The following is a 26,302-nucleotide window of genomic DNA, read 5'->3' as shown; positions in this document are numbered from 1 at the left end:
CTCGAGTGGCCTGAGCGGAAGTTCTACGCGGTGGTGATCTTCAGTCCCCGGAAGAACCGAAGAATCCGACGTGGGTAGGTTGGCTGTCGGTGTAGAGGACTACGTAGACGCCCGTCCAGCGCATCTGGTGTTCACCGAGCAAAGTCGTGTCCTTGTCCCGAAGAGGCCTGGTACGCAGGGCCTCGTATGCCCGGTCCATCGCGTCTTCGTAGTGCTCCACGGTGGGGCGATCCGTGCCGAAGTGGTGTGCAAGTCGGGCGGTGGGGAGCGGGCGGACCGTGAAGTAGTCCGAGGGCTCGGTCGTCTCGACTATGCGATGCACGTCCAGAATCGAATGAGTGCCTTCCTCGCCCATGAACTCCTCATCGGCGTAGAGCTCGTCAAGGCTCCGGTACTTGTCGCTGTCGCCGAACAGCTCCTGGAAGACCTCGTCGTGCAGAGTCTTGAGAGTCGCCTCGACGCTTCCTTTGTAAGGAGTGACGTAACCCCACCCACTGGCACCCATGCCCCGCCCTCTTCCTGTAGTTGCCACGTAGCGAGGCCTCACGGTAGAGCCTGGGTCTGACACGCGATCTGACTCGCGGGCTTCCAACTCCTTGAGCAGCGAGCCCGTCTGCCACTCCTCGTCCGCCGTCACGGGGGGGAGAGGGAGAGAGACGAGCGGCCGCTAAAACAATTCGGATGTCGGTGGCAGGGACTAATGTCCGTGCTCGCCGTCCGCCGTCGATTTGGAGAGCCGTGAGCACGCACATGCAGTGGTCGGGAGTGCGGGAACGCGTCATCGCAGTGGAGGAGGCCGAGCGTCGAGCCCGTGGCCGTGCGCCGTATGGATACCCGACGTTCGAACCTGTCCTGACGCCCGCCGAGCTCGTCGAGGTCGAAGCGCAGCTTGGTGTCTCGCTCCCCGACGAGTACCGCACGTTTCTGGCAGAGGTGGGGGCCGGCGGCCCCGGGCCGGCTCTCAATCTCACGTCGTTGCACCGGGTCGACGGGAAGTGGGGATGGATCTGGGAGAGCGAGGACCAGCCCTGGCTGCTGGACCCCAGTGGGCCGTTCGTCGAAACCGAAGACTGGGCCGACCAGCAGACAGCGACCCTTCGCGCCGCCGGGTACGAGCCCACCACCCGGGACGTCGACGACGACTATCTGGACGATTACCGCAAGGTCTTCGGCGACGCCGGCGAAGAGGTCTGGGTCCTGGAACGGGGGCGGGGCGCGATCCACATCAGCGACAACGGATGCGGGATGACCGGCTGGCTCATCGTCGTCGGCCCGCACCGTGGGGAACTCCGCGACCGGGACTGCGCGGTCAACCCGCCCTTCGAGCCGTACGTCGATGCGAACGGAAACCGTCACACCTTCCGCAGCTGGTACCTCGAGTGGCTTGAGCAACGCGAGAGGGAAGTCCGGTGAGGGAAGCTCAGTGAATCGAGGGCGGGTGACCGTGGCCCGCCACGCCATCCGAACCACACCGTTCAGTCCTGGTCGCCCAACGCAAGGAGCGCGCCCGCATCCGCAGCGAGAAGGGCATCCGCTGGGGCGGACGCCCGCTTCCGACTGCAGCCTGATCAGCCGCCGTTGACGATCTCGAACCCGGCGAACGTTCACGGCCAGAGCACCAGGTGTTGCTGGCCATGACGTTGGTGGCAGGGGCCAATGCCGGTGAAACGAGGTGTTTCGACGGGCATCTGTCCGGTAGCGTGCGAGCCATGTCGAGTCCTGAGTCAGACAAGGTGGGGGCTTTCGGTCACGCCGTCAGCCCCCTGAACCACTGAGTTCGTAGCTCTGCCGTCGCGCCGCATTCTGTGGCGGGCCGAGCGTGCCCTTGGGGCCGGCCGCGGTGACGAGATGACCTTTCTCGTACCTCTCCTCACCTCGGAGCCACTCGATGCCTTTCCCGCTGTACCTGCTTGCCATGGCCGTCTTCGCCATGGGCACCTCGGAGTTCATGCTCGCCGGCCTCTTGCCGGACATCGCCTCAGATCTCGACGTCACAGTCGGGGCAGCAGGCATGCTCACCTCGGCCTTCGCCATCGGCATCGTCGTCGGCGCCCCCCTCGTAGCCGCGCTTGCCCGCAACTGGCCAAGGCGCTCAAGCCTTTTCGCGTTCATCCTCGCTTTCGCGGCAGCCCACGCCATGGGCGCCCTCACCACGAGCTTCCCGGTGCTGCTCGCCGGCCGGGTCGTCGCCGCGCTCGCGAACGCAGGGTTCCTCGCGGTCGCTCTGACAGCTGCCGCCACGCTGGTCTCGCCGGACAAGAAGGGCCGCGCCCTTGCCGTGCTGCTGTCAGGCACCACGGTGGCCACGATCGCCGGTGTCCCCGGTGGGTCGGCACTCGGCACATTGCTCGGCTGGCGGACCACATTCTGGGTCGTCGCCGCACTCTGTCTGCCCGCAGCTCTCGGCATCCTGAAGGGGATCCCGGCGGGGCGCGGGCAGGAAGACGGCCGGCGGGCCGGCCTTGCGAGCCGAGCTCTTCCAGCTCACAAGGCCGCCGTTGATTCTGGTGATGCTGCTCGGCGCGCTGGTGAACGCGGCAACCTTCGCAAGCTTCACCTTCCTCGCCCCTGTCGTCACCGACGTCGCCGGGCTGGGCGAGCTGTGGATCTCTGTCGTTCTGGTGCTCTTCGGTGCCGGTGCCCTTGCCGGGGTCAGCGTCGCCGGCCGGTTGTCCGACCAGCGTCCCGGCTTGGTCATCGCGATCGGTGGTCCCCTGCTGCTGATCGGCTGGCCGGCCCTGGCGATGCTGGCCGACGAGCCGGTCGCCCTGTGCACCCTTGTGTTCGTGCAGGGCGCGCTGTCGTTCGCGCTGGGCAGCACGCTGATCACGCGAGTCCTCTACGAGGCCGCGGGCGCTCCCACCATGGCCGGCTCGTATGCCACGGCGGCACTCAACATCGGTGCCGCCGTCGGCCCCCTCATCGCCGCGACCACCCTCAGCACTGAGGAAGGGAACGTCGGGCCGCTGTGGGCAAGTGGGCTGCTCGTCGCCGTCGCACTGCTCATCGCGTTTCCCTTCCGCACTGTGGTTGCGGTCGGCCGAAGCGCCGAGGTGGTCCAGTGACGCACGCGAACGCCCCCTTGGACACCGTTCCAGCGTCCCGCACTCCTCACCGGCTCAGATCCCGCCCGGGATCGTCGACCACCAGTCCCCAAGGCCGGAGGTGTAGCAGGGCAGCAGAGCAGCAGGGCTCGGTGCCGGCCGCGACGTGCGCGTGGATGCACCAGGTCGTGGAGTCACGGTGTATGGCATCGCCGGCATGCGGCTGGCGGTCCCGGCGCCGTTACTGAGGTGAGTCGCTGGTGTCGCCTTCCCTGTCCCGGCGGTCTGTGGGGGTGGCAGTGGAAGGTTGCGACTGGGGGACGGCGGGGGTGGCTGCCAGGCTGGCGAGGAGTTTGAGCCGGTCTTCGTCGGGGGAGCCCGGTTCGGCGGTGTAAATGGTCAGGGAGTGCGCCTCGCGGGTGGACAGGGGCAGGTCCAGCGGCTGGTAGGTGAGTTCCAGCGGGCCGGCGTCGGGGTGGTTGAAGGTCTTGACGCCGCCGTGGTGGATGCGGACGTCGTGGGCGGCCCAGCGGGTGCGGAACTCGGTGCTCAGGGTGGACAGCTCTCCGATGAGTTCCCGCAGTGCCTTGTCGTTCGGGTAGCGGCCGGCCTCGGCGCGCAGCAGGGCCGCGGTGATGGCGACGGCCTGGTCCCAGTCGGCGACGAAGTCCTGCGCGCCCGGGTCGAGGAAGAAGAAGCGGGCACAGTTGGGGCGGCCGCGGTCGTCGACGGTGTCGCTGTCGAACATAGGTGACAGGACCGCACGGGCGAGCGCGTTGGCGGCGACGATGTCGAGGCGGCCGTTGGTGACGAAGGCCGCGGACAGGGTCATGGAGTCGAGCAGCCACTGGACACGCGGCGGGACGTCGACGGCCTTGCGGCGCCGGGGCGCGCGGCCCGCCGGCTGGGCGGCGCGGGCGAGGTCGAAGAGGTAGGTGCGTTCGTCGTCGTCGAGGTGGAGTGCGCGGGCGACCGCGTCGAGGACGTCTTCGGACACACCGTTGATGTGGCCCTTCTCCAGGCGGGTGTACCACTCGGTGCTGACGCCGGCGAGAACGGCGACCTCCTCGCGCCGCAGGCCGGGCACACGGCGTCGCCCGCTGGTGGGCAGCCCGGCCTGCTCCGGTGTGATCCTGGCGCGCCGGGTGCCGAGGAAGTCCCGGATGTCGGAGCGGTTGTCGGGTTGCTTGTCCATGCCTTCCACGGTAGGCGCGCGGCGTGGACAAGGGAGGTGGAGCTTGTACCCCCTATAAGCGCGACCTTCCTGACCTGCGTGAATACGGGTTCTCTGGGATGCACGACACCGCAGTGACACCCCTTTGGAGCTTCACCATGCAAGGAGCGACCCTCCACGCCCCCGTCGACGAACGCATCGAGGAACGGCCACCTGCCTCGCGCCGTCTTCCCTCCGTGGTCTACGTCCTCGCCCTGGGGACGTTCCTGATGGGCACGACCGAGTTCGTGGTGGCGGGTCTGCTGCCGGAGATCGCGGGCGACCTGCGGGTGAGCGTGGCCCGTGCCGGTCTGGCGATCACCGTGTTCGCGGTCGGGATGATCATCGGTGCCCCGCTGATGTCGATGCTGACCCTGCGGCTGCCCGCCCGGTGGACGCTGGTGCTGGCCCTGGGCGTCTTCGCCGCGGGACACGTGATCGCCGCTGTCGGCGACGGCTTCGGGCTGCTGCTCGCCGCCCGGTTCCTGACCGCGCTGGCGACCGGGGCGTTCTGGGCGGTGGCGAACGTCGTGGCCACCAGGGCGGCCGGCCCGGCCGCGAGCTCGCGCGCCGTGGGAGTGGTCGGTTCCGGAGCCATGCTCGCCAACGTCGTCGGCGTGCCGCTCGGCGCGTTCGTTGGACAGCTGATGGGCTGGCGCGGACCCTTCTGGATCCTCGCCGTCCTGGCGGTGGCCGCGATGGCGCTGATCGCGCGCTCGGTCCCGAACGAGCCCCGCGGCGGGCAGACGGTGTCGATCCGCTCGGAGCTGTCCGCGCTGCGCTCGGGCCGGCTATGGCTGGTCCTCGCGGGCTGCGCCACCATGAGCGCCGGCGTACTGGGCACGTACACCTACATCGCTCCGCTGCTGACCGACCGGGCGGGAATCGCCGCAGGGCTCGTGCCGCTCGTCCTCGTCGGATTCGGTGCCGGCGCCCTGGCCGGCTTCCTCGTCGGCGGCCGAGCCGGCGACGTCCGCCCGTACGCGACCACGATCACGGCAGCAGCGTCGGCCGCACTGGTCTTGCTGGCGCTCGGCCTCCTGTCGGCCTTCGCCGTCCCCACGGTGGTGCTGGTCGCCCTGCTCGGGCTTGTCGGCTTCCTCGGCACCCCGGTCCTGATCGCCCTCGGCGTCCGCTTCGCGGGCAAGGCCCCCACCCTGGGCTCGGCCCTGACCGTGTCGGCGTTCAACCTCGGCACGGCGGCCGGTTCCTGGATCGCCGGGCAGGCCCTCGACTCGCCTTTCCGGGCCGCCGGGCCGGCCCTGGTCGGCGCCGCCATGGCCGCTCTGGCCCTCGTCCCCACGATCACCATCGCGCTCATCCAGGGGCGTCGTGGGAGGCCCGCCCTCGGCTAGGGCACCAGCTGGGAGACCGCAGAACGGCGGCACCACAACGCCACACCTGAACATTTCCCTTCATTTCGCAGGAAGCCATGCCTTCCTGATCACACACACAGGCGCCCGAGGCGCCGGGAACACGAAGCAAGGAGCACCACATGCGTGGAGTAGTCATGCACACCGCCGGAGACGTCCGGGTCGAGGACCGAGACGACCCGGAGATCATCGAGCCGACCGACGCGGTCATCCGGCTGACCGCGACCTGCGTCTGCGGCTCCGACCTGTGGCCCTACCGCGGGATCGAGCCCGCCGACCACACCCTCATGGGCCACGAGTACGTCGGCGTCGTCGAAGAGGTCGGCTCCGAGGTCAGGACCGTCAAGGCCGGTGACTTCGTCGTCGGGTCGTTCGTCATCTCCGACAACACCTGCGAGATCTGCCGCTCGGGCTACCAGTCCGGCTGCGTGCACCGCGCGTTCGTGGCCGGCACGATCGGCACCCAGGCCGAGAAGGCCCGCATCCCGTACGCGGACGGCACCCTCGTCGCCACCCCCGGGCAGCCGGACGAGGACCTGATCCCCTCGCTGCTGGCCGCCTCCGACGTACTCGGCACCGGCTGGTACGGCGCTGTCGCCGCGGAAGCCGGCCCCGGCAAGACCGTCGCGGTCGTCGGCGACGGCGCCGTCGGCCTGATGGCGGTCCTGGCAGCCAAGCAGCTCGGCGCCGAGCGCATCATCGCGATGTCCCGCCACCCCGAGCGGCAGAAACTGGCCCGCTACTACGGCGCCACCGACATCATCGAGGAACGCGGCGACGCGGGCGTGGCAAAGATCAAGGAGCTCACGGGCGGCCTCGGCGCGCACTCGGTCGTCGAGGCCGTCGGCACCCGCGAATCCACCATGCAGGCCATCGGTGCCACCCGCCCCGGCGGCCACATGGGCTTCGTCGGCGTCAACTACGACGTCCACATCCCCGGCTTCGAACTCTTCCTCGCCGGCATCCACATGGAAGGCGGCCCCGCCCCCGTCCGCCGGTTCCTGCCCGAACTCATCCAGCTCATCTGGGACCGCAAGATCGACCCCGGCAAGGTCTTCGACCTCGAACTCCCGCTGGAACAGGCCGCCGAGGCCTACAAGGCCATGGACGAGCGCCGCGCCATCAAGGCCCTCCTGCGCCCCTGAGCCACCCGCGCGCCCCCGCTCACCCCAGTCACCCATCCCCATCCCCATTCCCGTCCCCATCCGCATCCCCATCCCCGAACAGGACCCTTCACCGATGAACCCCACCTACGACTTCACCGGGCAGGTCGCCCTGGTCACCGGCGCCGCCTCCGGCATGGGCCTGGCCACCGCCCGCGCCTTCGCCCGGGCCGGCGCCGCCGTCGTCCTCGCCGATCTCGACCAGGAGGCCGCCGAGCGTGCGGCCAAGGAGCTGACCGACGCCGGCCACCAGGCCCTCGGCATCGGCTGCGACGTGGCCGACGAGGACCAGGCCGCCGCCATGGTCGCCCGCACCGTGGAAACCTTCGGCCGCCTGGACATGGCCTTCAACAACGCCGGCATCCAGGCCCCTCCCGCCGACGCCGCCGACGAGACGGCCGCGGACTTCGACCGCGTCAACGCCGTCAACCTCCGCGGCATCTGGACGTGCCAGAAGCACGAACTTCGACAGATGCGCAACCAAGGCTCCGGAGCGATCGTCAACTGCTCCTCTCTCGGCGGCCTGGTCGGCCTCCCGGAACGCGCCGCGTACCACGCTTCCAAGCACGGCGTGATCGGCCTGACCAAGAGCGCCGCCGTGGAATACGCCCCCAGGGGCATCCGCATCAACGCCGTGTGCCCCGGCGTCATCGAGACCCCGATGGTCGCCGACATGCTCGAAGGCCAGGCCGAAGCCATGGCCGAGATCATGAAACAGCAGCCCATCGGCCGCCTGGGCACCGCCGACGAGATCGCGGGCGCCGTCCTGTGGCTGTGCAGCCCGGGCGCCGCCTTCGTGGTTGGCGTCGCCCTGCCCGTCGACGGCGGCTTCACCACCCACTGAGATCATTCAGGCCGGCTCAGCCGCGGGCCTGGTACAGCCAGCGGGTGGATGCGGCGGACGGTGGAGCGAACGCCGTCGGCATGGTGGCGTCGGCAGCCTGGGCCGTAATCGGCCTGGCTCGGGCTGCCGCCTCCCCCGCGGATGTCGGTCCGCGTGCACGCAAGAGCCGGTTGAAGTAGTCCGAGGGCTCGGTCGTCTCGACTATGCGATGCACGTCCAGAATCGAATGAGTGCCTTCCTCGCCCAGTGAATCGAGGGCGGGTGACCGTGGCCCGCCACGCACAGCGGCCTACTCAACCCACTTCCCTTCAAACTGCACCCGCCTCAGAAGTGCAGGGACGCTTCCAGGACCTTACGAATGTCCGGCCACTCCAAGGCGAACATCGCATACGTTGCGCTGTCCCGGATTGCCCCGTCATGGGAGTGGCGGCGCAGTCGTGCGAGTAGACGGCGAGTCCGCGGACTGCCTTGGTTCGGGAGTCGCCTGTGCAGCGGTCCAGGAGATCCGGGATCTCGCGGTGTGCGGCCTCGGCCTCTTGCTCGTTGAGGACGGTGTTGTTGTACGGGTCGACCGCCCAGAGTTTTCCAGACGTGTTTGCGGGGAGCCTGGCGATCAGCTGAGCCAGCGCTTCGCCGTGCTCGGGGGACTGGCGGATCAGAAGTCGGCTTGCGCTTCGAGCGTCGGCCGGGCCAGTTTGGACGGCTGTCGTGCAACTGCAGGTTGATCCCCATGGCCTGATTCGTCATCCCAGGACAAGGTGTCGCAGACGGCATCCATCAGACCCGCCTCGCCCAGCTGGCTTTGTTGGCGAGTCTCAGGAGCGTCTGTTGCTCAGCGGCGGGACCGCTCGGTTCCACCCGAGCACGTGCCGAGCAACAGGCACTCGGCTGAGCTGCGGAAGTTCAGATGTGGGCCCGGATCTGCTTCACCGGATGGCCCAGTCGGTCCGCCAGCGCCGTCAGCTCGTCCTCGCTGAACCAGAGGCGTTCGGGGTTCCAGATGGCGATCTCGAAACGGGCGAAACCACAGGGCCAGTCGTAATCCAGCACGTCCAGAGTGGTTGATCCTCCACAGCAAGGGACCTCGACCGCGAGCGTGGTGAACCCGTCGTCGCAGTGAGCCTCAACGAGGTCGCCCCACCACTCCGTGTCGATGGCCGTCTGACACAAGGGGCAACCGATCCTCTCCAGGTTCTCCCCACAGCCGACGGCGGTCACCACGTCGTGCCACGTCACGTCGATCTCCACGTCCACGCCGTCGGCAACTCCGGGAGTCAGGTCCTCGACGAGCGCGACGACGCGATCAACCGCATCGCGATCCGGCTGCCACTGCGGATCACTCGGAATGATCGACAGGACGTCATCGCTCATAGCTTTCCCACCTCGTGGGCTCCTGCCTTCCGTCGGCGGTTCGTGTTGCGGGTGGGGCTCGGCGAGGTGGTCCCGCAGTTGTGCATGGCGGAACTGATAGACCGCGCCGGCCTGGCGCAGTACGCCTCGAGCGCGGGCGTCGTCCAGGAAGGCGTTCACCCTCCAGGGGAGGCGTCCTGACAGGGGCAGCCAGAAGCGGACCAGGACCACCCACCGGCCCCACGCACTCAGCGTGCCGACCCCCACCGCGACCGCGAGTCCGCCTCCGACCCCGAGCTGGAGGCCGAGGGCGAAGCCGTTGAAATACGTGCCAGCGGTTCCGTATCCGAGCCCGAGGACCAGCCCCACCGCGGACCCCCGGACGAGCACGATGGTGCGGTTCTTGCGCAATAGATCCGTGGCGCTGACTGTTTTCTCCGGCTTGGCGTCCGTCTCGAGCCAGGCCACCAGCGCAAGGACGATCCCGGCCCCCAGTCCGAGCAGGCCCCCGGCCACGAGCCAGTTCCCGAAGAACAGGGCGACCGAGAGCCAGGGGTAGGACAGGAGCATCGCATAGACCGCGGCTCCGCCACCGAAGATGATCCCGAAGACCAGTCCGCCGGCCAGCCCGCCACCGACTCTGGGGAGGAGGCTCTCCCGCCCTCTGCTCGACCTCTCCTTCCACGATCCGCGGTCTATTCCGATCTCCATTCGGGACGGCTTGAACACGCGGCTGGCCTCGGATTTCGACGCGAATCCGTGAATGAGTCCGAAGGCCAGCCCGATTCCCAGCACGTTCAGGAACAAGGTCAGGAGCACAGCCGGGGGGTCGCTAGAGATGACGGAGCTGACGAGTGCGACCGCCGTTGCCGACACGAGACCGCACAGGGCCCCTGAGACGACCATGCGCGCGGGCAGGCTCATGGTCGTGCCCAGCTGCCACCACTCGATGTCCTGTGCGCCCGTCTTCTGCTTCTTCAGGTGCGTGGCGAGGTAGCCGAGCCAGTGTCCTGCACGCTCTGCGCTCCACTGTCGGCGTTTCGGGACGTCGGCGTTGAGGGTGCTCTCGTACGTCGTGGGGACGAAGGCGTTCAGGAGGTACTTCTCCAGCGCGCCCTGGGAGCCGGACTTGGCGATTTGCAGCACGGACTCAGGCGTGCCGCCGGACTCCTGAAAGGCCTCGGCCATGGTGAGCATCAGGGGAGTGGTCAGTACGGTGGCGAGCAGGGCGTCGGCCGCGTCGCCGGAGTGGCTGCGCACCCGGTTCAGGAAGTCTGTCCATTCGGTCGAGGAGTTGAGGCGGGTGGAGCAGTCATCGAGGGTGAGGTCCGTCAGTTCGATCCCCGGAAAGAGTCCTTCGCTGGGCTTGACGTCTTCGAGCGCTTCGCGGCGGCTGGTCAGCAGCAACGGCAGGTTCAAGGCCCGGAGCTGCCGCAGCGCGGGTTTGTGAAGGCCCTCTGCCATCTCGTCGAACCCGTCCAGGATCGCCAGCACGTGGCCATTGACGATCAGCTCAGTGGCCCATGTCCCGCTGTCGGGGATTCGCCTGGCCAGAAAGGGGTGATCCCGCTCCAAGCGGTCGATCAGCCAGCCCCGCAGCGACCTGGTGATGGGGTCCCATGATCCCAGACTGAAGATCACCGGCACTGGTCCCTTGCCGGTCCAGTCATCATCCTCCAGCCGGGCCTGCGCGAAGCGCCGGACCAGGACGGACTTTCCCGAACCGGCCCGGCCCAGCACCAGCAGTTTGCTGCGCTTTTCCTTCAGGTAGACAGCCGCGATGCTGCCCAGCGGACTTGTCAGGTCGAGGGGGGAAGCGCCCGCCAGTGCCGCCGAGGTATCCCGGGCAGCCTTCCTCCGACCGGTCAAATCCTCAGGTGCCGCTCGACAATGCACGGGCAGCAGATGCCCGCTCAGTAATCGCTGCTGAACCTGGTCCTGCCCCAGGTCGATGAGGACCCTTTGCGTGAGGGTATGGAGGTTCTCGGCCAGCGCGGCCGCGTGGCGGCTTAAGGTGTGGCTGCTTCCTGGGGTGCTGGGCGGGGTGGGGACGTCGACGTCGACCAGCTCAGGGCGGCCATCGCCGTAACGTTGCAGAAGTTCGGCGAACGCGCGGTCGTAGGTGAAGGTGCGGGCCGGGCAGGCATGCAGGCGGCGGTTCGCGAACACCTCGTCATCGTTGATGACGACGCCAACGAGGTGGTCTTGGCAGAAGACCGCGGTGCCGGAAGCCCCGGACCACGCCCGCTCGCCGTCTGTACGCATGTCCGGTGCGGACTCCTGGTCCAGGACGTACAGATCCTGGGTGCCGACACCGCCGGCCTGAGGAGGCAACTTCCCTCTCAGGTGCTCCACCTTGTTCTGCTTGTCCTTGAAGGACGCCGAGGGGTACCCGAGACCTTGATAGGGCAGCGGGGTGTTGCCGACAGGACGGCCCCAGTGCACCGTCCCGGGCACTTCGATCTCGTGGTCCAACAGCAGTAGAGCGACATCGAGCTCTCCCGGGCCGGTCCAGCACACCGATGCCGTGCGGCGGTGCACGGCGGCGTCCCGGGGGTGCCCCACACGCACCTTGATCCGGGCCCACGAAGTGCCTTTGCTCTCCTCGACGACGTGCCGGGCCGTCAGTACCAGGCGATGCCCAATCAGATAGCCGGTCCCGAGGCGGCGGAAGCCATCGACGTCACCACAACGGACAAGGGCCAGTCTTCGACGGTCCAACTCAGCCCTCGTCATCCCAGGAGCCGGGCTGCCGGCGACTGATCTCAGGGCTGGCTCCGCCCGCGGCCCGGTCCTTGACCTGTAGCTTCAGTGTCAACTTGTGCCCGCGGACCGAGGAGTGCGATCCGCCACCGCCTACGGTCGCCACCCCGAACTGCAGCTTCCCTTCGCCCTTGCCGTCATTGCGTAGTTCCAGCAGCAACTCCAGCTCGGCTTCCTCGATCTGAAAGGCGAACTGCTGCTGGGCGCCCTGGGCCTGGGCCTGGTAGAGCTCTTGCCGCAGTTCCTCGATGGCCGCGGCCAACCCGATCGTCGCCAATGGCTGCTCCCTGTCGACTGTGAGATTCGGAAATGAATGGCGCCGGCGCCGGTGGGCGATGTCAACTTGCTGCGAGTGCAAGGTGAAGGACATCACGAGTTCGATCTCGGCGAACAGGCCTTTCCCAGGCTCGCGTTCGGCATCATGCACGGACTGACGGGGCAGTCTGCGGGGTGCTCAGCTTCCGCCACGCTCGGCTCCAGGAGCGCTCGAGCCGTCCAGGCTGAGCGCACGCTTCCGGTTGTCACTACCCCTGGCGAACGTAGCCGGTGCTGGGCTGCTCCTCGATCACGACATGGACGTCTTCACCTTGCGGCAAGCTCAGAGGTTGGCTGTTCGGATCGGCGGCGCCACCGCAAGTCCGCGCACCGACGCTCTTCTGATGTCGTACCCGGTGCAGTACGTGACGCTGCCGCAGCAGAAGGTTCTGGCCGTCCGTGAGCCTCCTGCCCGTGCTACTGCGCGATGTCACCCCTGTGCCGTGGCCTCGATGCCGGGGGTCAGCAGCATTCACGTCCTCGCTGTGGCGAACGACGTCAAGCATGGGGTCCTTGACACCTTCGATGAGCAAGCCCTGCTTCGGGTCGATGTGCTGCTGATCCGCTCCGTCGTCACCGCTGAGGCGCTGGTTTTTCACTCGCCTGCCCAGAACGAAGGCGGCGGCGCATGCGACGAGCACGCCCACGGCCAGCAGGATGAGGTCCTTGGTGTCCTGGCCACCGGCCGAGGACTTGACGACGATCGCGGGTGTGGTCGACCGCGGTGTCGGACGGGTGGAGTCCGTACGAGGTGCGGTGCTGGGAGCGTGAGCACTCGGATGGCCGGTCGCGGTCGCGCTGCCCGTTGTGGGCCCGGTGCCCTGCGACGTCGCCGGTTTCGGCACGCCAGCGACCGTCGATCGGGTCGTCGGCCTCGGAGGGGGAGAGGCCGCCGATCCGGTCGCCGGGCTCGGAGCGGCTGTCGTCGGCCTCGGAGTGGGGGAGGCCGACGCAACCGGCGTCGTGATGTCGAAGGACGTCACCACATTGCTCTGGCCGGCGTTCAGGGTGCACGGCGCGTCGGCCGAAAGCCACTGGCTGCCGTTCGCGTTCTTCGCGAGGAGGTGGAGGGTGAGGTTGCCGGCGGTGACCGTCCCTCTGCCCGGATGCTTGAAGGTGGGCGTGGCCACGCTGGCGGTTGCCGGGACTTTGAAGGGACCGGACGCCGGGACGCTGGTCTTGGCCATGTGGAAGGGGACCGTCATGCCGAAGTCATGCTGTGGCGCGGCCACATGGGCCTGCGCCTCCACCGTGCCCTCAAGGGTTGTCATGCCGGCCCTGGAGAGCCACTGGGTGAAACTCGCGCCCACCGTCGCTACCGCGTCGACGGCGATGGTCTTGCTGGATTCGCCGACCGCAACCGATTTCGGGACGTCCGAGTCGATCTTCACTGTGATGGGCTGATCGCCGATCATGGAGGACGAGCACGTGTAGCCGAATGTACGCGTCAGCGGTTGCGCGGCAGCCGTTCCGGCTCCGATGACGCTCAGCCCGCTTGCCGCTGCCAGAGCCGTCGCGGCCCCAAGGATGATCTTCATCCTTGGCGTGCCGCACCTGGTATTCATGAGCGTGCCCCCGTTTCTGTTCAGTTGCTCGATTACGGAACAACTCTCATTTCCTGAGGATCAGCATGCTGCTCAGATCGCGTGCCCCGTGCCGGATCTGCGGCGCCCGGAGGGTTTCGCCCATCGGGGCTCGTGACGTTGTCTGGAGGACGTGGCCCAGGCGGCTCTGGTTCCAGGGACTTGATGCACCGCTCGCACACGCCCCAAAGGGCCTTGACAGTGGGTGCCTTCCAGCCAACCGATCAGTTCCCTGAGCAAGGGTTACGTCGGCAGTTGCCACCCGCACGGCAGGTGTCGTGCCGCGGATGCGAGGCATGGCCGTGGCCATCTCTCACCTCCACGCGGAAGGAGTCATAGGCCGATTCCGATCAGGGCGTTGTCCTTCTCGTCCCACTGGTCGACGATCTGCATGTAGGCGTGGAGCACGCTGGAGTTCGGCTTGTGGCCGGTGATCTGGGCGATGGCCTTTGGGTCCTTGCCGGCCCGGCGGGCCTCGGTGGCCATGCCCGAACGCACCGAGTGGCCGGTGAACAGGTCCTCGATACCGGCTCGCAGGCATGCCGGGGTGATGACGTCCCCGGCACGCTGCGGGTCAGACCCTGCGGCTGGACGGCGCCGGTGTGGTGGATACGGCGGAAGGCGTGCAGGTCCGGGTCGGTGCCTTGTGCTGCTTCCTGCCACCGCTTCCAGGCCCGCACCGGGCAGGTCGCCGGGTGGGCGCCGTAGGGGATGGGCACGGTGCGCGGGTCCACCTTGGAGACCATGACGTCGACCAGGAGCCCCTTGGGGTCCTCACGGATGTTGCGCAGCAGCAGACCAGCCAGTTCCGCACGGCGGGCGGCGATGGCGAAGCCGATCAGGACCATGGCCTGGTCACGGATGCCGAAGATGTCGTCGTCGCACTTGGACACGATCAGGCGAAGGGCCTTGAGCCGCATGGCCGGTGCTTTGCCGCGGCCGCGCTCGGGCTCCTTGTTCTCCCTGGCTGTACGCCGGTAATCCTTGAGCAACTCCCGTGCGGACTTGGTGGCTTCAGGATCGATGGCGACGCCGTATTGCGTGCGCAGGGTGACCGAGACGCCGGCGAGCTTGCGGTCGATGGTGGCGCGTATGCGCGCTTCTCGCGATGCCACAGGAAGTCGACGAAGGCCCGCAGCGTGCCACGGGTGGCCGCGGTGGAGGGGACGCCCATCTGTTCGCAGAACGCCGTCCACGTCTTCCACTCCGAGGCGTACGAGCGGGTGGTGTTGTCAGGGCGCTGCGCCTGCGCTGGGCTCCGCCCGCGCTGCGGGAGGCCACCGCCGCCGACGAGCCACTGGAACCGGCGCTGATCGAACAGGTCGCCCGCGCCTGGAGCATCGACCTGCGCGACGGTTATGGGCAGACCGAGACGACCGGCCAGATCGGCAACCCGCCGGGCCGCACCCCGGTCCCCGGCAGCATGGGGTTCCCGCTGCCCGGCTACGCGGTGGCCCTGGTCGACCCCGGGACCGGACGTGCCGTCGTGGACGGTGAAGCGCGCGAGATCTGCCTGGAGCTGGAGTCGTCGCAGTGGCCGCTCGGCCTGATGCGCCGATACGTCGGCGACGAGCGGCGCACGGCGCGGGTCTTCGCCGACGGCCGCTACCGCACCGGTGACCTCGCGGTGCGCGGTGCGGACGGCCGCCTCACCTATCTGGCGCGGGCCGACGACATGTTCAAGTCCGTCGACCGCCGGATCTCGCCGCGAGAGCTGGAGGACGTACTGCTGCGCGACGCGGCAGTGGCGGACGCGGCCGTCGTCCCGGTGCCGGACCCGGTCGGGCTGTGGGCGGCGAAGGCCTACGTGGTGAGCGCGGTCGGCTACGGCGAGGACGCGGCCACGGCGCGGGCTGTCCTGGAGCGGGCGGCGGGGGTCGAGTATCAGGGGGTAGTCCGTGCCGTAGGCCGGGGCCCGTTGTTGGACGAGCCCCGGCTCCGCTGCGGTCGTGGTGCGGTCAGGCGCCGCCGTGCCGGGCGTAGTGCCGCTGGGCCTTGGCGCGGTTGCCACAGCCGGCCATGGAGCACCAGCGGCGGGTGCCGTTCTTGGACACGTCGTAGAAGTGCAGCACGCAGGCGTCGTTGGCGCAGGGGCGGATCCGTTCGGGGCGGTCGGCGAGCAGCCGCAGATAGTTTTCGGCCGCGCACCAGGCAGGGAGCCAGGACGGGGCGTCGACCTCGATGGCGCTGTGGGGTCCGTCGGGGCCGAGGGTGCGGCGCAGCCGGCCGTGTTCCAGGACGGCGTTGAGCGCGTCGGCCGCCGGTGTCGTAGGGGCCGGATTGCCGATGACCGCGTCGAGCGCGGTCCGGGCCTGGAGCAGGTGGTCCAGCGTCTCCTGGTCGGCGTCGAGGGCGCTGCCGAGCGCGTCGACGACGGGGGCGCTGCTGAGCCACACGGTGAGGCCGTCGAGCGAGTCCAGCAGGTCGTAGCGGGTCGTGCCGTCGATCCAGCGGGTGTTGAGCAGGTCGATGGCGAGGGGTTCGGCCGTCAGGGGCCGGGGGTCGGCGTCCGGAGCGCGTGACACGGGCGGGCCTTTCTGCTGGGACGGCGTGCACTGACCACCCACGTTAACCGGTCAAAACAAGATCAGAGGTTGACCCCGCTCTTCTCTAACCCTTAATCTCTCTTTTAACGGTTACGGGGGTTCGCCCCGCAACCCCTGACGAAGGCATGTGATCAGCCATGAGCAAGGCGAAGACCCTGCAGACCGGGCACGTCGGCCTGAACGTCACGGACCTGGACCGCTCGCTCGCCTTCTACCGCGAAGTCTTCGACTTCGAGGTCCTCGCGGAGGGCAAGGACGACGGGCGCCGCTGGGCCTTCCTCGGCCGTGACGCGCAGCTGCTGGTCACGCTGTGGCAGCAGAGCGAGGGCACCTTCGACACCGCCCGCCCCGGTCTGCACCACCTGTCGTTCCAGGTGGAGAGCATCGACGAGGTCAAGGCCACCGAGCAGGTGCTGCGCGGTCTCGGCGCCGAGTTCACCTACCAGGGCGTCGTCCCGCACGGCGAGAGCGCCGCATCCGGCGGCATCTTCTTCACCGACCCGGACGGCATCCGCCTGGAGATCTACGCCCCCACCGGCGCCGACCCGGCCGCCGCTCCGACGGCGGGCGCGCCCACCTGCGGCTTCTTCTAAACCGCCGAGCGCTTGAGCCGCCGGACCGCCGGACCGCCGGGCGGCCGGGGGGTCAAACACCTGGCCGCCCGCCCCCTCCCTCGGTCCGACCGACCCCGAAAGGAACGCCATGGCCACCTATCACAGCGGTGAGATCGCCGTACAAGAGCGTGCCGGGATGGCCCAGGAAGCGGAGTTCTCAGGTGCCGCCATCGGTACGACCGTGCCGCAGGTCGCCGTCGACTTCCTCGCCGGGCAGCCGATGCTCGTCGTCGGGGCCGCGGACCGGGAAGGGAGGCTGTGGGCGGGCCAGTTGACCGGGGAGCCCGGGTTTCTGAGGGTGCCGGGGCCCGACACTCTCGCCGTCGACGCCCTGCCCCTGCCGCAGGACCCGCTGGCCGAGACACTGGCCGACCCGGCCTCCGTCACCCGGATCGGCATGATCGCCATCGAACCGGCGACCCGGCGCCGGATGCGGATGAACGGACGCTCCGTGCGCCGGGGTACCGGGCTGCACATCGAACTCGACCAGGTGATCTCCAACTGCCCCAAGTACCTCCAAAAACGGGAGTACCGCCTGCTCGGCCCGGACGGGACGGCGGACGAGGCGTCCGACGGGCCGAAGGATCACCGTGTCAGACACGGCACCGCCCTCACCCCCGCCCAGCAGCGCACCGTGCGCGCGGCGGACACCTTCTTCATCGCCACCGCCTCCGACCGCGCGGACGCCGACGCCTCGCACCGCGGCGGCAACCCCGGCTTCGTCCAGGTGCTCTCCCCGACCCTGCTGCGCTGGCCGGACTACACCGGCAACGCGATGTTCCTGACGCTCGGCAACCTGGCCCTCAACCCGGCCGCCGGCCTGCTCTTCCCCGGCTGGGACACCGGCGCCACGCTCCAGCTGTCCGGCACCGCCCGCACCGTGTGGGACCCCGAGGAGATTGCCGGCACACCCGGCGCGCAACGCCTCGTCGAGTTCTCCGTCACCGCGGTACGCGAGATCGACGCGGCTTCCCAGCTGCGCTGGTCGGAGCCCCGCTACTCCCGCTTCAACCCGCCGGTCGCCTGACCGCCCGGCGCCCCACCACCATCCCCAGGAGCCAGCCATGCAGATCACCGTGGACCTGAACCTCTGCGAGAGCCACGGCCAGTGTGTCTTCGCGGCGCCCGAGATCTTCGCCTTCGACGACGACGACCGCCTCACCTACGACGCCGCGCCCTCCGACGCACTGCGGGAAGCGGCGGACAAGGCCGCCGCCGTCTGCCCGGTGCGCGCCATCACTGTCCTCGCGGGCTCCTGATGACCGACCCGAACCGCACCGACCGACGCGAACTGGTGATCGTCGGCGCGTCCCTGGCCGGCCTGCGGGCCGCACAGGCACTGCGCGCCGAACGCTTCACCGGGACGATCACCGTCGTCGGGGACGAGCCCCGGCCGCCCTACGACCGCCCGCCCCTGTCCAAACAGCTCCTGACCGCCGACGCCCGCCCCACCGTGCCCGAACTCCCCGTCCCCGACGGCCTGGACGTGCGCTGGCAGCTCGGCTGCGCGGCCGTCGCGCTCGCCCCCGACACCCGCACGCTCACCCTCGCCGACGGCACCACGCTCACCTACGACGGACTGCTCATCGCCACCGGCTCGACCGCCCGCCGCTGGCCCGCGCCGCTCCCGCCCCATGTGCTCACCCTCAGAGGCTGGGACGACACACTCGTACTCCGCGACGCACTCGCCACCGCCCGCCGGCTGCTCGTCGTCGGCGCGGGCTTCCTCGGCGGCGAGGTCGCCGCCGCCGCCCGCACCCGAGGCCTGGACGTCACACTGGTGGAGGCGTCCGCCCAGCCCCTGCAGCGCGCCCTCGGCACGGACGCCGGGGCCTATGTCGCCGCGCTGCACCGGGAGTCCGGCATCGACCTGCGCACCAGCACCACCGTCGAGGAGTTCCGCACGCACGACGACGGACAACTCGCCGGTGCGCTGCTCTCCGACGGCTCCTACCACCCCGCCGACGCTGCGGTACTCGCCCTCGGCTCGCTGCCCGCCACCGACTGGCTCACCGGCTCGGGCCTGGACGCCGAGGGCGGCGTGCGCTGCGACCCGTATCTGCGCGCCCTGCGCCCGGACGGCACACCGTTCACCGACGTCACCGTCGCGGGCGACGCGGCCCGCGCGCCGCACCCGCTGGCCGACCACGAACCCATCGTCCTCGGCCACTGGACCAACGCGGTGGAACAGGCCGCCACCGCCGCCCGCACCCTGCTCCACCCGGACCCGCCCCGACCGTCCCCCACCGTGCCCTCCTTCTGGTCCGACCTGCACGGCGCGGCCATCCGCTCGGTGGGTCTGCCCTCCCGCGCGGACGCGGCCGAGGTCATCGAACTCGACGTCATCGCCCGCAAGTTGGAGGTCGTCTACCACCGGCGTGGCCGACTGGTCGGCGCCCTGACCGCCGGCCGCCCAGGCCGCCTCGCCACCCACCACCGCCACCTCCAGCAGATAGTGGACGCGGCGACACGACAGGCCGCCGCCGAGGCCGTACAGGGGAACTAAGTCCGAATTCCTGTTCCGATGGATCGACAACCGCGACAACATGAACACCGCAGCACGTGCTGGAGATGCCCGCCCCAGTCGTCACGGAGGCTCTGAGCTATCACCGGGTTCCTGCCCGAACCACAGCCCTGCCGGCGCTGTGGGAAACCGGCCGGCCTCCTCGACGACGACGTGATACGGGGGGACCAGGCCCGCGCTCAGGGCGGAGCCGGCCCGGCGGCCTGACAGTGTCGAGAACGACCCCGTGATGCTGCCCGATACTGGCGCCCTTGAGCTACCCGGACCCCACAGGTGGCGGGTCGCGCCGGGGGCGGTGAGGGTGAGTTCTTGGGGGGCCACCGCACGCCCCGGAACGACGGGGCGGCACCGCACGGGAGAGACCGCAGATGGCTGAAGTGACCGCTTCGCACTACCCGCCCGGCACGCCCTGCTGGGTCGATCTGATGGCCCCTGATCAGCAGGCGGCGCTCGACTTCTACCGGGACCTGCTCGGCTGGCAGGGAGAGATCGGCCCGCCCGAGTTCGGCGGGTACGCGATGTGCACGCTGAACGGCAAGCCGGTGGCCGGGATCATGAAGGCCGTGCCGATGAAGGAAGGGGACCCCACCCCGCCCACGGTGTGGACCACGTACCTGGCCAGCGCCGACGCGGACGCCACCCACGCCGCGATCTCCGACGCCGGTGGCACGCCGATGTTCCCGGTGATGGACGTGGGAACCGTCGGCCGGATGTTCGTCGCGGCCGACCCGACAGGCGCCGTCTTCGGCGTCTGGCAGCCCGTCGACTTCTACGGTGCCCAAGTGGTCAACGAGCCCGGCGCGCTGACCTGGAACGAGCTGCACACCTCGGACATTCCCGCCGCCTCGGCCTTCTACCAGAGGGCGCTCGGCCTCGTCTCCGCCCCGATGGAGGGCGCCGGCATGACGGACTACCACTCGATGAACGTGGGCGACCGCCCCGTCGGCGGCATGACCACCATGGAGGGCGCGCCGCCCGGGGTACCCCCGCACTGGCTCACCTACTTCGCGGTGGACGACACCGACAGCGTGGTGGACGCGCTGGTGAAGGCCAAGGGCAACGTGCTCGTCCCGCCGTTCGACTTCGTCGCGGGCCGGATGGCCGTCGTCCAGGATCCGCAGGGTGCAGTCTTCGCGGTGATCAAGACCGTCCCGATGTGACGCGTCCAGGGAGCCGGCGCCGATCGCGGTCGGCGCATGACGCGCGAAGGGCCGCACGGGTCGGGTGAGTTGTGACGCTCACCCGGGGCCCGTGCGGCCTGTTCGATGTCCTGCACGACGGTGACGACCGTACGGCGGGGCAGATCCCCCGCGGTCATCGGGTTCAGCTCGCGCAGCAGGACAGCTTGGTGATGTCGGCGTGGTAGGTCTGGCGGCGAGCTTCAGTGCCTCGGCCATGGTCAGGTACGGGGCCCAGGTGTGGGCGAGCTGCTCGACCGTGAACCCGGCGGTGATCGCGTAGGTGGCGGCGGTGATCAGGTCGCCCGCGCCGTCGGTGACCGCGTGGACGCCGAGCAGGCGGCCCGTGCCCGCCTCCGCCGCGAGCTTGACCAGGCCACGCGTGTCGCGGTCGGCCGGCGCGCGCGGTACGTACGCCCAGGTCCAGGGTGCGGCAGTCGCAGCGCAGTCCGGCCTCGACGGCCTGGGCGTCGGTCATGCCGACGGCGGCGATGGCCGGGCCGGCCGAGGAACGCGGCGTAGCCGAGCTGGTCGCCCGCCCCGTGCCGCAGCACCTGGAGAGCGTTTCACTCGCCAAGTCCCCGGAGAACCCCCACAGTTGAACCGCACACCCGGTGCCGTTCCCTTCTGACGATCACCGTGTCACCGTGTCCTCCGCAGGCGGAACCGGTGTACGGGGGCAGGACGTCCCTTCCCTCGCCGAAGGGGCGGGGCGCGGGCCGGGACGTGGGGGAGGCAGACCGGGGATGGGAAGCATGGGAGCACCGATGCCGGGCGCGGAGGCGGCGGCGGGGTCCGAGGACATGACCGTCGTGCTGCCCGCCACCATCGGGCCGTACGTGGTGATGCGTCCGCTCGGCGGCGGCGGGATGGGCGTCGTGTCCCTGTGCCGGACCACCTCCGGGCGGCTCGTCGCGGTCAAGCAGGTGCGGGAGGAGTACGCCGACGATCCCGCGTTCCGCAGCCGCTTCCGCCGGGAGGTGGCGGCCGCGCGCCGGGTCAGCGGCGTGTTCACCGTGCCCGTGCTGGACGCGGACACCGAGGGACAGCGGCCGTGGGTGGCCTCCGCGTACATCCCGGGGCCGACGCTCGATCAGGCGGTGCGGGTCGGCGGTTCGTTCCAGGAGCCGGCGCTGCGTGCGCTCGGGACCGGCCTGGCCGAGGCGCTGCAGGCCATCCACGGCGTCGGCCTGGTGCACCGCGACCTCAAGCCCGGCAACGTACTGCTCGCCGCCGACGGGCCGCGCGTCATCGACTTCGGGATCAGCAAGGCCCTCGACGAGACCCGGCTGACGGGCACCGGCGCCATGATCGGCTCACCCGCCTTCATGGCCCCCGAACAGATCGCCTCCTCCCACGACGTCGGCCCGGAGGGAGACGTCTTCTCCCTGGCCGGGCTGCTCGTGTACGCGGCCTGCGGGGAGGGCCCCTTCGGTACGGGCGACGAAGGGGCGCTGCACCGTGTGCTGACGGCGGAGCCCGACCTGTCCGGCGTACCCGATGCCCTGCATCCGCTGCTGCAGCGCTGCCTGGACAAGACACCGTCCCGGCGGCCCGCTCTCGACGAGGTCCTGTCCCAACTCGCCCCGGCCGACCCGGAGGCCCTGCTCGTTCCGTCGCTGCGGGAGGATCTGGCGCTGCGGGCCCGCGACGCCGAGCTGATGGCCGTGGCGCCGCCCCCGCCAGGGATGGTGCCGGGCGCCGGGCGCAAGGAGCCGCGCCTCGGCCGCAGGCAGGCACTGATCGGCGGACTGTCCGTGCTGGGCGTCCTCGCGGCGGGCGGCGCTGCCGTGGTCCTCACGAACACCGGTGGCAAGGACGGCGGGGGCAGGAACCCGGACAGCGGCAAGCCGCTCGGCTCGAAGGGCGAGACCCTCAAGCTCACCGATCCGCCGAAGCCTCTGTGGACGGCGCCGGGCGCCGCCTCGTCCGCGATCCCCGGCCTGCGGGCCTTCGGCTCCGTCGTCGTGCTCACGGACTCCGCGTACGTGGCGGCGTTCGACGCCTCCTCCGGCGCGGTCCGCTGGGGACACGGCACCGGCGCCGACGGGCAGCCGGTGGGCGGCACGGACCCGCTCACCACCAAGGGGTTCATCCTCGGCATGACCGACGACGAGGTGCTGTTCTACCGCATGCAGGTAGGCGGGTCCTTCTCCGTGCACTACGACGTGGAGGACGTGGACCCCGCCACCGCCCGCCCGCGGCGCAAGGCATCCCTCACGCCCGGGACCATGAGCCCCTCCCAGCTCCTCGCCGGCCACGGCAGCACCGTCTACTGCCTGGTCAACAGCACCGGGAGCGACACCACCGTCCCCAGTCCCGGCGCGAGCCCCGACTACCAGTTCACCCAGACCGCCGCCGCGATCGACCTGGACAAGGGCCGCGTCCTCTGGAAAAGGCCGTACTCCGCCGCCATCATGCGCTACGCCGCCGACCGCCATGGCCTGTACTACACCGAGGACACCGACGCCGGCCTGACGCTGCACGCCGTCGACGCGGCACGGGGAGCGAACCGCTGGTCCGTCAAGGTCCCCGCGAACCGCGACAGCCACCTGCCCGCCTACGTGCAGGGCACCGAACTCAGCTCCTCGCTGACGGTGGCCGGCGACCTGCTGATCACCATCAACCTCAAGGGAGGCATGACCGCGTACGACACGGCGAGCGGGCGCCGCCGCTGGGCGCTGCCCATGACGGCCGTGACGCCCCCGGTCGTGGCCGGCGACCTGATCCTCGCGAACGACACCAACCACGTCTACGCCGTCGAGCTCCGCACCGGCAAGCTCAGATGGCGCCGCACGAGCCCCGTGCAGTTGTCCCCCTACAGTTTCAACGGCGGCACCATCGCCGCGTCGGAGCAGGTCACCGCGGTCCTCTTCAGCACCCTGGCGGTGACCGCGACCGGCGTGTCCCAGAACGGCGGCAAGGGCGGCTGCGTGGTGCTGCGCACCTCGGACGGCAAGGAGCTGTGGGCGCTGCAGGAGAAGCCCGGCCGGGGCGCCGCCTCACCGCCGGCGTCGGCGATCGGAGCCGCGATCAAAGCCCTCGACACCTGGAGCGTGGCGGTGCACGACAGCACGGTGTTCGTCAGCGGCGGCGGCCGGCTCCGGGCGTACCGGGCGGACGCCGGATGACCGTACCGCCGTCGTCCCCGTCCCCACCCCCCTCCTCTCCGTCCTCTCCCTCCGCTCCGTCCTCGTCCCTGGTGCCGCCGCCGTCCTCGGCGTCGCTGCCGGCGACCGTCGGCCCGTACCGGGTGCTCAGGTTGCTCGGCTCCGGAGGCATGGGCCGGGTCTATCTGGCCGCGACCCGGGCCGGACGCCCCGTGGCGGTGAAGGTCGTACGGGAGAGCTACGCCCAGGACCCGCGCTTCCGGGAGCGGTTCCGCGCCGAGACGGAGGCCGCCTTCAAGGTCAGCGGCGCCTTCACCGCGCCCGTCCTGGCCGCCGACCCCGACGCGGCGCTGCCCTGGCTGGCCACGGCCTACCTGCCCGCACCCTCGCTCAGCGACGCGGTCACGGCGCACGGCGCGATGCCGGAGCAGATGGTCCGCGCGCTGGCCGCCGGGCTCGCCGAGGCGCTGGCCGCCATCCACGCGGCCGGCCTGGTCCACCGAGACCTGAAGCCGTCCAACATCCTGCTCACCGAGGACGGGCCCCGGGTCATCGACTTCGGCATCGCCCGCGCTGTGGACGCCTCCGGACTCACCGGCACCGGCCAGATCCTCGGCACGGCCGGCTACATGCCGCCCGAGCAGATCTCCGGCCGCACGTGCACAGCGGCCGGGGACGTGTTCTCGCTGGGCGCCACCCTGGCCTTCGCCGCCGCGGGACGCGGCCCGTTCGGGGCGAGCGGGCTGCACATCCTGCTGTACCGCACCGTCCACGAGGAACCGGACCTGGACGGAACGCCTGAGGCCCTGCGCGAGCCGCTCTCGGCATGCCTGGCGAAGGAGCCGTGGCGACGGCCGCAAGTGCCGCAGCTGGCCGAGCTGTTCGGCGCGCCGCCGCTCCCGGGCACGGGCTGGCTGCCCCAGTCCGTGGAACGCGACGTCCGGCGGCGTGAGGAGACGGTCCAGGAGGAGCTGGCGAACGCCCCGTCCGGCCGCTGGAGCCGGCGGCAGGTGATCGCGGCCGCGGGCGGCGCGGTCGCGGCGGCGGCCTTCGGCGGCTGGTACCTCACCCGGGGCAGCACGTCCGGACAGCAACCGGACCCGCCCCAGGTCCTGTGGCGCAAGCAACTCCCCGACGGCTTCACCAAAGTGTGGACGGCCGCCCGGGGACGCGTCCTCCTCTCGGACAGCAACGGGGCAGGCGTCGCCGCCGTAGACCCGGACACGGGCCACACCCTGTGGCGCAGCGACCCGTACGGCACCGTCTCTTCCGCGACCGACGGACACACCGTGTACGCCATCGAGCTGGACGGCGCGGTCCACGCCCGCGACCTGGCGACCGGGGCCCGCACCTGGCGCTTCGCCCCACCCGGCGACAGCAGCCCCGAGGCCACCGACCTGATCGTCCAGGCGGGCGCCGGCGGATGGACGTACGTCACCTCGGCGAACACGCGCGCCCTGTACGCCCTCGACGGCTCGGGCACGGTCCGCTGGCACCGCGACGCCCCCCTCACCACCGTCTATCCGCGCGGAAAGGTCCTGCTGTGCGTGACGCGTCCGGAGGGCGCCCTGGAGTACCGGCGCACCGCCCACGCCCTGGACGCCCGCTCCGGCGAGAAGCTGTGGAGCCACCCCGCGGAACTCTTCGGCATCGGCACGAACCCGGGCACCCGCATGGCCGTCGCCCTGCGCCACGACACCGCCGAACTGACCGGCCTGCGCCTGTCCGACGGCCACCCGCTGTGGACGGTCCCCACCGGCCTCGACCCCGGCGACGAGATCATCGACGAGACACTCGCGGGCATGGCACTCCTGTCCGACGACGGCCGGACGGTGATCCTCCAACAGAGCCTGGCCAACGGCTCGTTCGCGGCCCTGGACGCGGGCACCGGCAAGACCCTGTGGCGGGACCGGCCGGCATCCGTGCAGCAGCTGAGCCCCTTCGGCACGTCCCTGTTCACCACCGCCACGCCCCCGGTCGGCACGGACCTCACCGCGGGGCACGGCCCGCTCACGGCGTACGCCCTGCGCAGCGGACACCGCCTGTGGCGCACCGCCGACCTCGGCAAGGGCCTGTCCCTGGTCCTCGCCGCCAGAGCCGGCCTCGCCCTGCTCGGCACTAACGGCGGCAGCCACCCCGGCCTGCACGGATACGCCCTCTCCGACGGCAGCCGGATCTGGTCCCTCCCCTACGAGGGCGACACCCTGTCCGTGCCCTGGACGGCGACCAGCTCGGGCAACCGCACGTGGGCGTCCAGCGGCAACACGCTGCTGGGCCTCAAGCTCTGACCCTCCGGGTCACTGATGCCCTCTCGGTGGTCGCTGCTGCTGGTGCGACGGCTTCCGAGCAGCACCTGTCCGACTCCCTCACCGAACTCAGCACACTGCTCCCCCCTCGTGACCGCCCAGGGCCAGGACATCCACACGGCTATGGCCACGGGCGCTCCGGTCCCCAGCAAGCCCACGCCCAAACCGCAACGGATCTCGCCCACGCTCTCGCCACCGTCGGCCGCGCGATCAACGCCCTCGGCGGCGCCCAGGCCGATCAGCTCCTCATCGACCACTTCACCTCGGCCTATGCCAACCCGCGCGCCAACGCCGACTTCGCCCGAACCCGGATCGCGGCCCACCTCACCGCCGCCCGCACCGCGTTGGCCGAAGCCACAGCATGCTGAGCAGCGGC

21 protein-coding genes and 2 pseudogenes are annotated in these 26,302 nt (G+C 70.2%); 15 read left to right on the top strand and 8 right to left on the bottom strand.

Features of this window, described 5'->3' with window-relative positions; genetic code table 11:
• Positions 1 to 40: 40 nt before the first annotated feature.
• Positions 41 to 637, bottom strand: coding sequence for a hypothetical protein (locus EOT10_RS17965; protein WP_223281035.1), 597 nt, complete (start codon positions 635 to 637; stop codon positions 41 to 43).
• Positions 638 to 765: 128 nt separating this feature from the next.
• Between EOT10_RS17965 and EOT10_RS17960 the strand changes: the two genes are divergently transcribed.
• Both EOT10_RS17960 and EOT10_RS17955 read left to right on the top strand, forming a co-directional pair.
• Positions 766 to 1,413: an SMI1/KNR4 family protein gene (locus EOT10_RS17960; RefSeq protein ID WP_189491706.1), complete on the top strand. Its 648-nt coding sequence runs from the start codon at positions 766 to 768 to the stop codon at positions 1,411 to 1,413.
• A gap of 475 nt (positions 1,414 to 1,888) precedes the next feature.
• Positions 1,889 to 3,065: pseudogene (locus tag EOT10_RS17955) on the top strand (Cmx/CmrA family chloramphenicol efflux MFS transporter).
• A gap of 220 nt (positions 3,066 to 3,285) precedes the next feature.
• On the opposite strand, the gene EOT10_RS17950 reads toward EOT10_RS17955, so the two are convergent.
• Positions 3,286 to 4,239 (bottom strand): helix-turn-helix domain-containing protein, encoded by a 954-nt coding sequence (locus tag EOT10_RS17950; RefSeq protein ID WP_127829226.1) that lies wholly within the window; start codon positions 4,237 to 4,239, stop codon positions 3,286 to 3,288.
• A 137-nt stretch (positions 4,240 to 4,376) separates the two neighbouring features.
• Between EOT10_RS17950 and EOT10_RS17945 the strand changes: the two genes are divergently transcribed.
• The 3 genes from EOT10_RS17945 to EOT10_RS17935 all read left to right on the top strand — a co-directional run bounded on the left by EOT10_RS17945 (position 4,377) and on the right by EOT10_RS17935 (position 7,637).
• A complete protein-coding gene (locus EOT10_RS17945; RefSeq protein WP_127829225.1) occupies positions 4,377 to 5,612 on the top strand; it encodes an MFS transporter in 1,236 nt (411 codons plus the stop codon).
• Positions 5,613 to 5,752: 140 nt separating this feature from the next.
• A complete protein-coding gene (locus tag EOT10_RS17940) occupies positions 5,753 to 6,775 on the top strand; it encodes a zinc-dependent alcohol dehydrogenase family protein (RefSeq protein WP_223281034.1) in 1,023 nt (340 codons plus the stop codon).
• A 94-nt stretch (positions 6,776 to 6,869) separates the two neighbouring features.
• Positions 6,870 to 7,637 carry a glucose 1-dehydrogenase gene (locus EOT10_RS17935; RefSeq protein ID WP_127829224.1) on the top strand — a complete coding sequence of 256 codons (768 nt, stop codon included), beginning with the start codon at positions 6,870 to 6,872 and terminating at the stop codon, positions 7,635 to 7,637.
• 903 nt (positions 7,638 to 8,540) lie between these two features.
• Here the strand turns inward: EOT10_RS17935 and EOT10_RS17930 are convergent.
• From EOT10_RS17930 to EOT10_RS17915, 4 genes are all read right to left on the bottom strand, one after another.
• Positions 8,541 to 11,708 (bottom strand): NACHT domain-containing protein, encoded by a 3,168-nt coding sequence (locus EOT10_RS17930; RefSeq protein ID WP_189491701.1) that lies wholly within the window; start codon positions 11,706 to 11,708, stop codon positions 8,541 to 8,543.
• A 1-nt stretch (position 11,709) separates the two neighbouring features.
• Positions 11,710 to 12,177: a trypco2 family protein gene (locus EOT10_RS17925; protein ID WP_223281033.1), complete on the bottom strand. Its 468-nt coding sequence runs from the start codon at positions 12,175 to 12,177 to the stop codon at positions 11,710 to 11,712.
• A gap of 97 nt (positions 12,178 to 12,274) precedes the next feature.
• Positions 12,275 to 13,603, bottom strand: coding sequence for a DUF6801 domain-containing protein (locus EOT10_RS17920; RefSeq protein ID WP_127829222.1), 1,329 nt, complete (start codon positions 13,601 to 13,603; stop codon positions 12,275 to 12,277).
• A gap of 378 nt (positions 13,604 to 13,981) precedes the next feature.
• The gene (locus tag EOT10_RS17915) at positions 13,982 to 14,311 is read right to left on the bottom strand and encodes a tyrosine-type recombinase/integrase (RefSeq protein WP_189491698.1); all 330 of its coding nucleotides are present in this window, start codon (positions 14,309 to 14,311) and stop codon (positions 13,982 to 13,984) included.
• A 445-nt stretch (positions 14,312 to 14,756) separates the two neighbouring features.
• Between EOT10_RS17915 and EOT10_RS17910 the strand changes: the two are divergent.
• Positions 14,757 to 15,155, top strand: a pseudogene (locus EOT10_RS17910) (AMP-binding protein); the annotation flags it as partial.
• A gap of 451 nt (positions 15,156 to 15,606) precedes the next feature.
• On the opposite strand, the gene EOT10_RS17905 reads toward EOT10_RS17910, so the two are convergent.
• Positions 15,607 to 16,173: a CGNR zinc finger domain-containing protein gene (locus EOT10_RS17905; protein WP_127829220.1), complete on the bottom strand. Its 567-nt coding sequence runs from the start codon at positions 16,171 to 16,173 to the stop codon at positions 15,607 to 15,609.
• 158 nt (positions 16,174 to 16,331) lie between these two features.
• Here EOT10_RS17905 and EOT10_RS17900 point away from each other — a divergent pair, with 158 nt between their 5' ends.
• The 5 genes from EOT10_RS17900 to EOT10_RS17880 all read left to right on the top strand — a co-directional run bounded on the left by EOT10_RS17900 (position 16,332) and on the right by EOT10_RS17880 (position 20,492).
• Positions 16,332 to 16,787, top strand: coding sequence for a VOC family protein (locus EOT10_RS17900; protein WP_127829219.1), 456 nt, complete (start codon positions 16,332 to 16,334; stop codon positions 16,785 to 16,787).
• A 109-nt stretch (positions 16,788 to 16,896) separates the two neighbouring features.
• Complete coding sequence (locus EOT10_RS17895) at positions 16,897 to 17,835, top strand: pyridoxamine 5'-phosphate oxidase family protein (RefSeq protein ID WP_127829218.1); 939 nt, start codon at positions 16,897 to 16,899, stop codon at positions 17,833 to 17,835.
• Positions 17,836 to 17,872: 37 nt separating this feature from the next.
• Positions 17,873 to 18,067 carry a ferredoxin gene (locus EOT10_RS17890; protein ID WP_127829217.1) on the top strand — a complete coding sequence of 65 codons (195 nt, stop codon included), beginning with the start codon at positions 17,873 to 17,875 and terminating at the stop codon, positions 18,065 to 18,067.
• Positions 18,067 to 19,314 (top strand): NAD(P)/FAD-dependent oxidoreductase, encoded by a 1,248-nt coding sequence (locus tag EOT10_RS17885; RefSeq protein ID WP_127829216.1) that lies wholly within the window; start codon positions 18,067 to 18,069, stop codon positions 19,312 to 19,314. The genes EOT10_RS17890 and EOT10_RS17885 overlap by 1 nt, the downstream gene beginning before the upstream one ends.
• 386 nt (positions 19,315 to 19,700) lie before the next feature.
• Complete coding sequence (locus EOT10_RS17880) at positions 19,701 to 20,492, top strand: VOC family protein (protein WP_127829215.1); 792 nt, start codon at positions 19,701 to 19,703, stop codon at positions 20,490 to 20,492.
• Between the two features lie 78 nt (positions 20,493 to 20,570).
• On the opposite strand, the gene EOT10_RS17875 is transcribed toward EOT10_RS17880, so the two are convergent.
• Positions 20,571 to 20,885 carry a hypothetical protein gene (locus EOT10_RS17875; protein ID WP_223281043.1) on the bottom strand — a complete coding sequence of 105 codons (315 nt, stop codon included), beginning with the start codon at positions 20,883 to 20,885 and terminating at the stop codon, positions 20,571 to 20,573.
• A gap of 53 nt (positions 20,886 to 20,938) precedes the next feature.
• Between EOT10_RS17875 and EOT10_RS41335 the strand changes: the two genes are divergently transcribed.
• The 4 genes from EOT10_RS41335 (at position 20,939) to EOT10_RS17860 (ending at position 26,294) form a co-directional block, all read left to right on the top strand.
• Complete coding sequence (locus tag EOT10_RS41335) at positions 20,939 to 21,112, top strand: hypothetical protein (RefSeq protein WP_189491731.1); 174 nt, start codon at positions 20,939 to 20,941, stop codon at positions 21,110 to 21,112.
• A gap of 153 nt (positions 21,113 to 21,265) precedes the next feature.
• On the top strand, positions 21,266 to 23,641 hold the full coding sequence (locus EOT10_RS17870) for a protein kinase domain-containing protein (protein ID WP_189491695.1): 2,376 nt from the start codon (positions 21,266 to 21,268) through the stop codon (positions 23,639 to 23,641).
• A gap of 71 nt (positions 23,642 to 23,712) precedes the next feature.
• Complete coding sequence (locus tag EOT10_RS17865; RefSeq protein ID WP_223281032.1) at positions 23,713 to 25,908, top strand: protein kinase domain-containing protein; 2,196 nt, start codon at positions 23,713 to 23,715, stop codon at positions 25,906 to 25,908.
• Positions 25,909 to 25,934: 26 nt separating this feature from the next.
• Positions 25,935 to 26,294: a hypothetical protein gene (locus EOT10_RS17860; RefSeq protein ID WP_127829212.1), complete on the top strand. Its 360-nt coding sequence runs from the start codon at positions 25,935 to 25,937 to the stop codon at positions 26,292 to 26,294.
• Positions 26,295 to 26,302: the final 8 nt, after the last annotated feature.

It is taken from the genome of Streptomyces antnestii (assembly GCF_004005495.1).
Classification (GTDB): domain Bacteria; phylum Actinomycetota; class Actinomycetes; order Streptomycetales; family Streptomycetaceae; genus Streptomyces; species Streptomyces antnestii.
The sequence above is the reverse complement of the archived record's forward strand: the minus strand, read 5'-3'. Positions and strand labels throughout refer to the sequence as shown.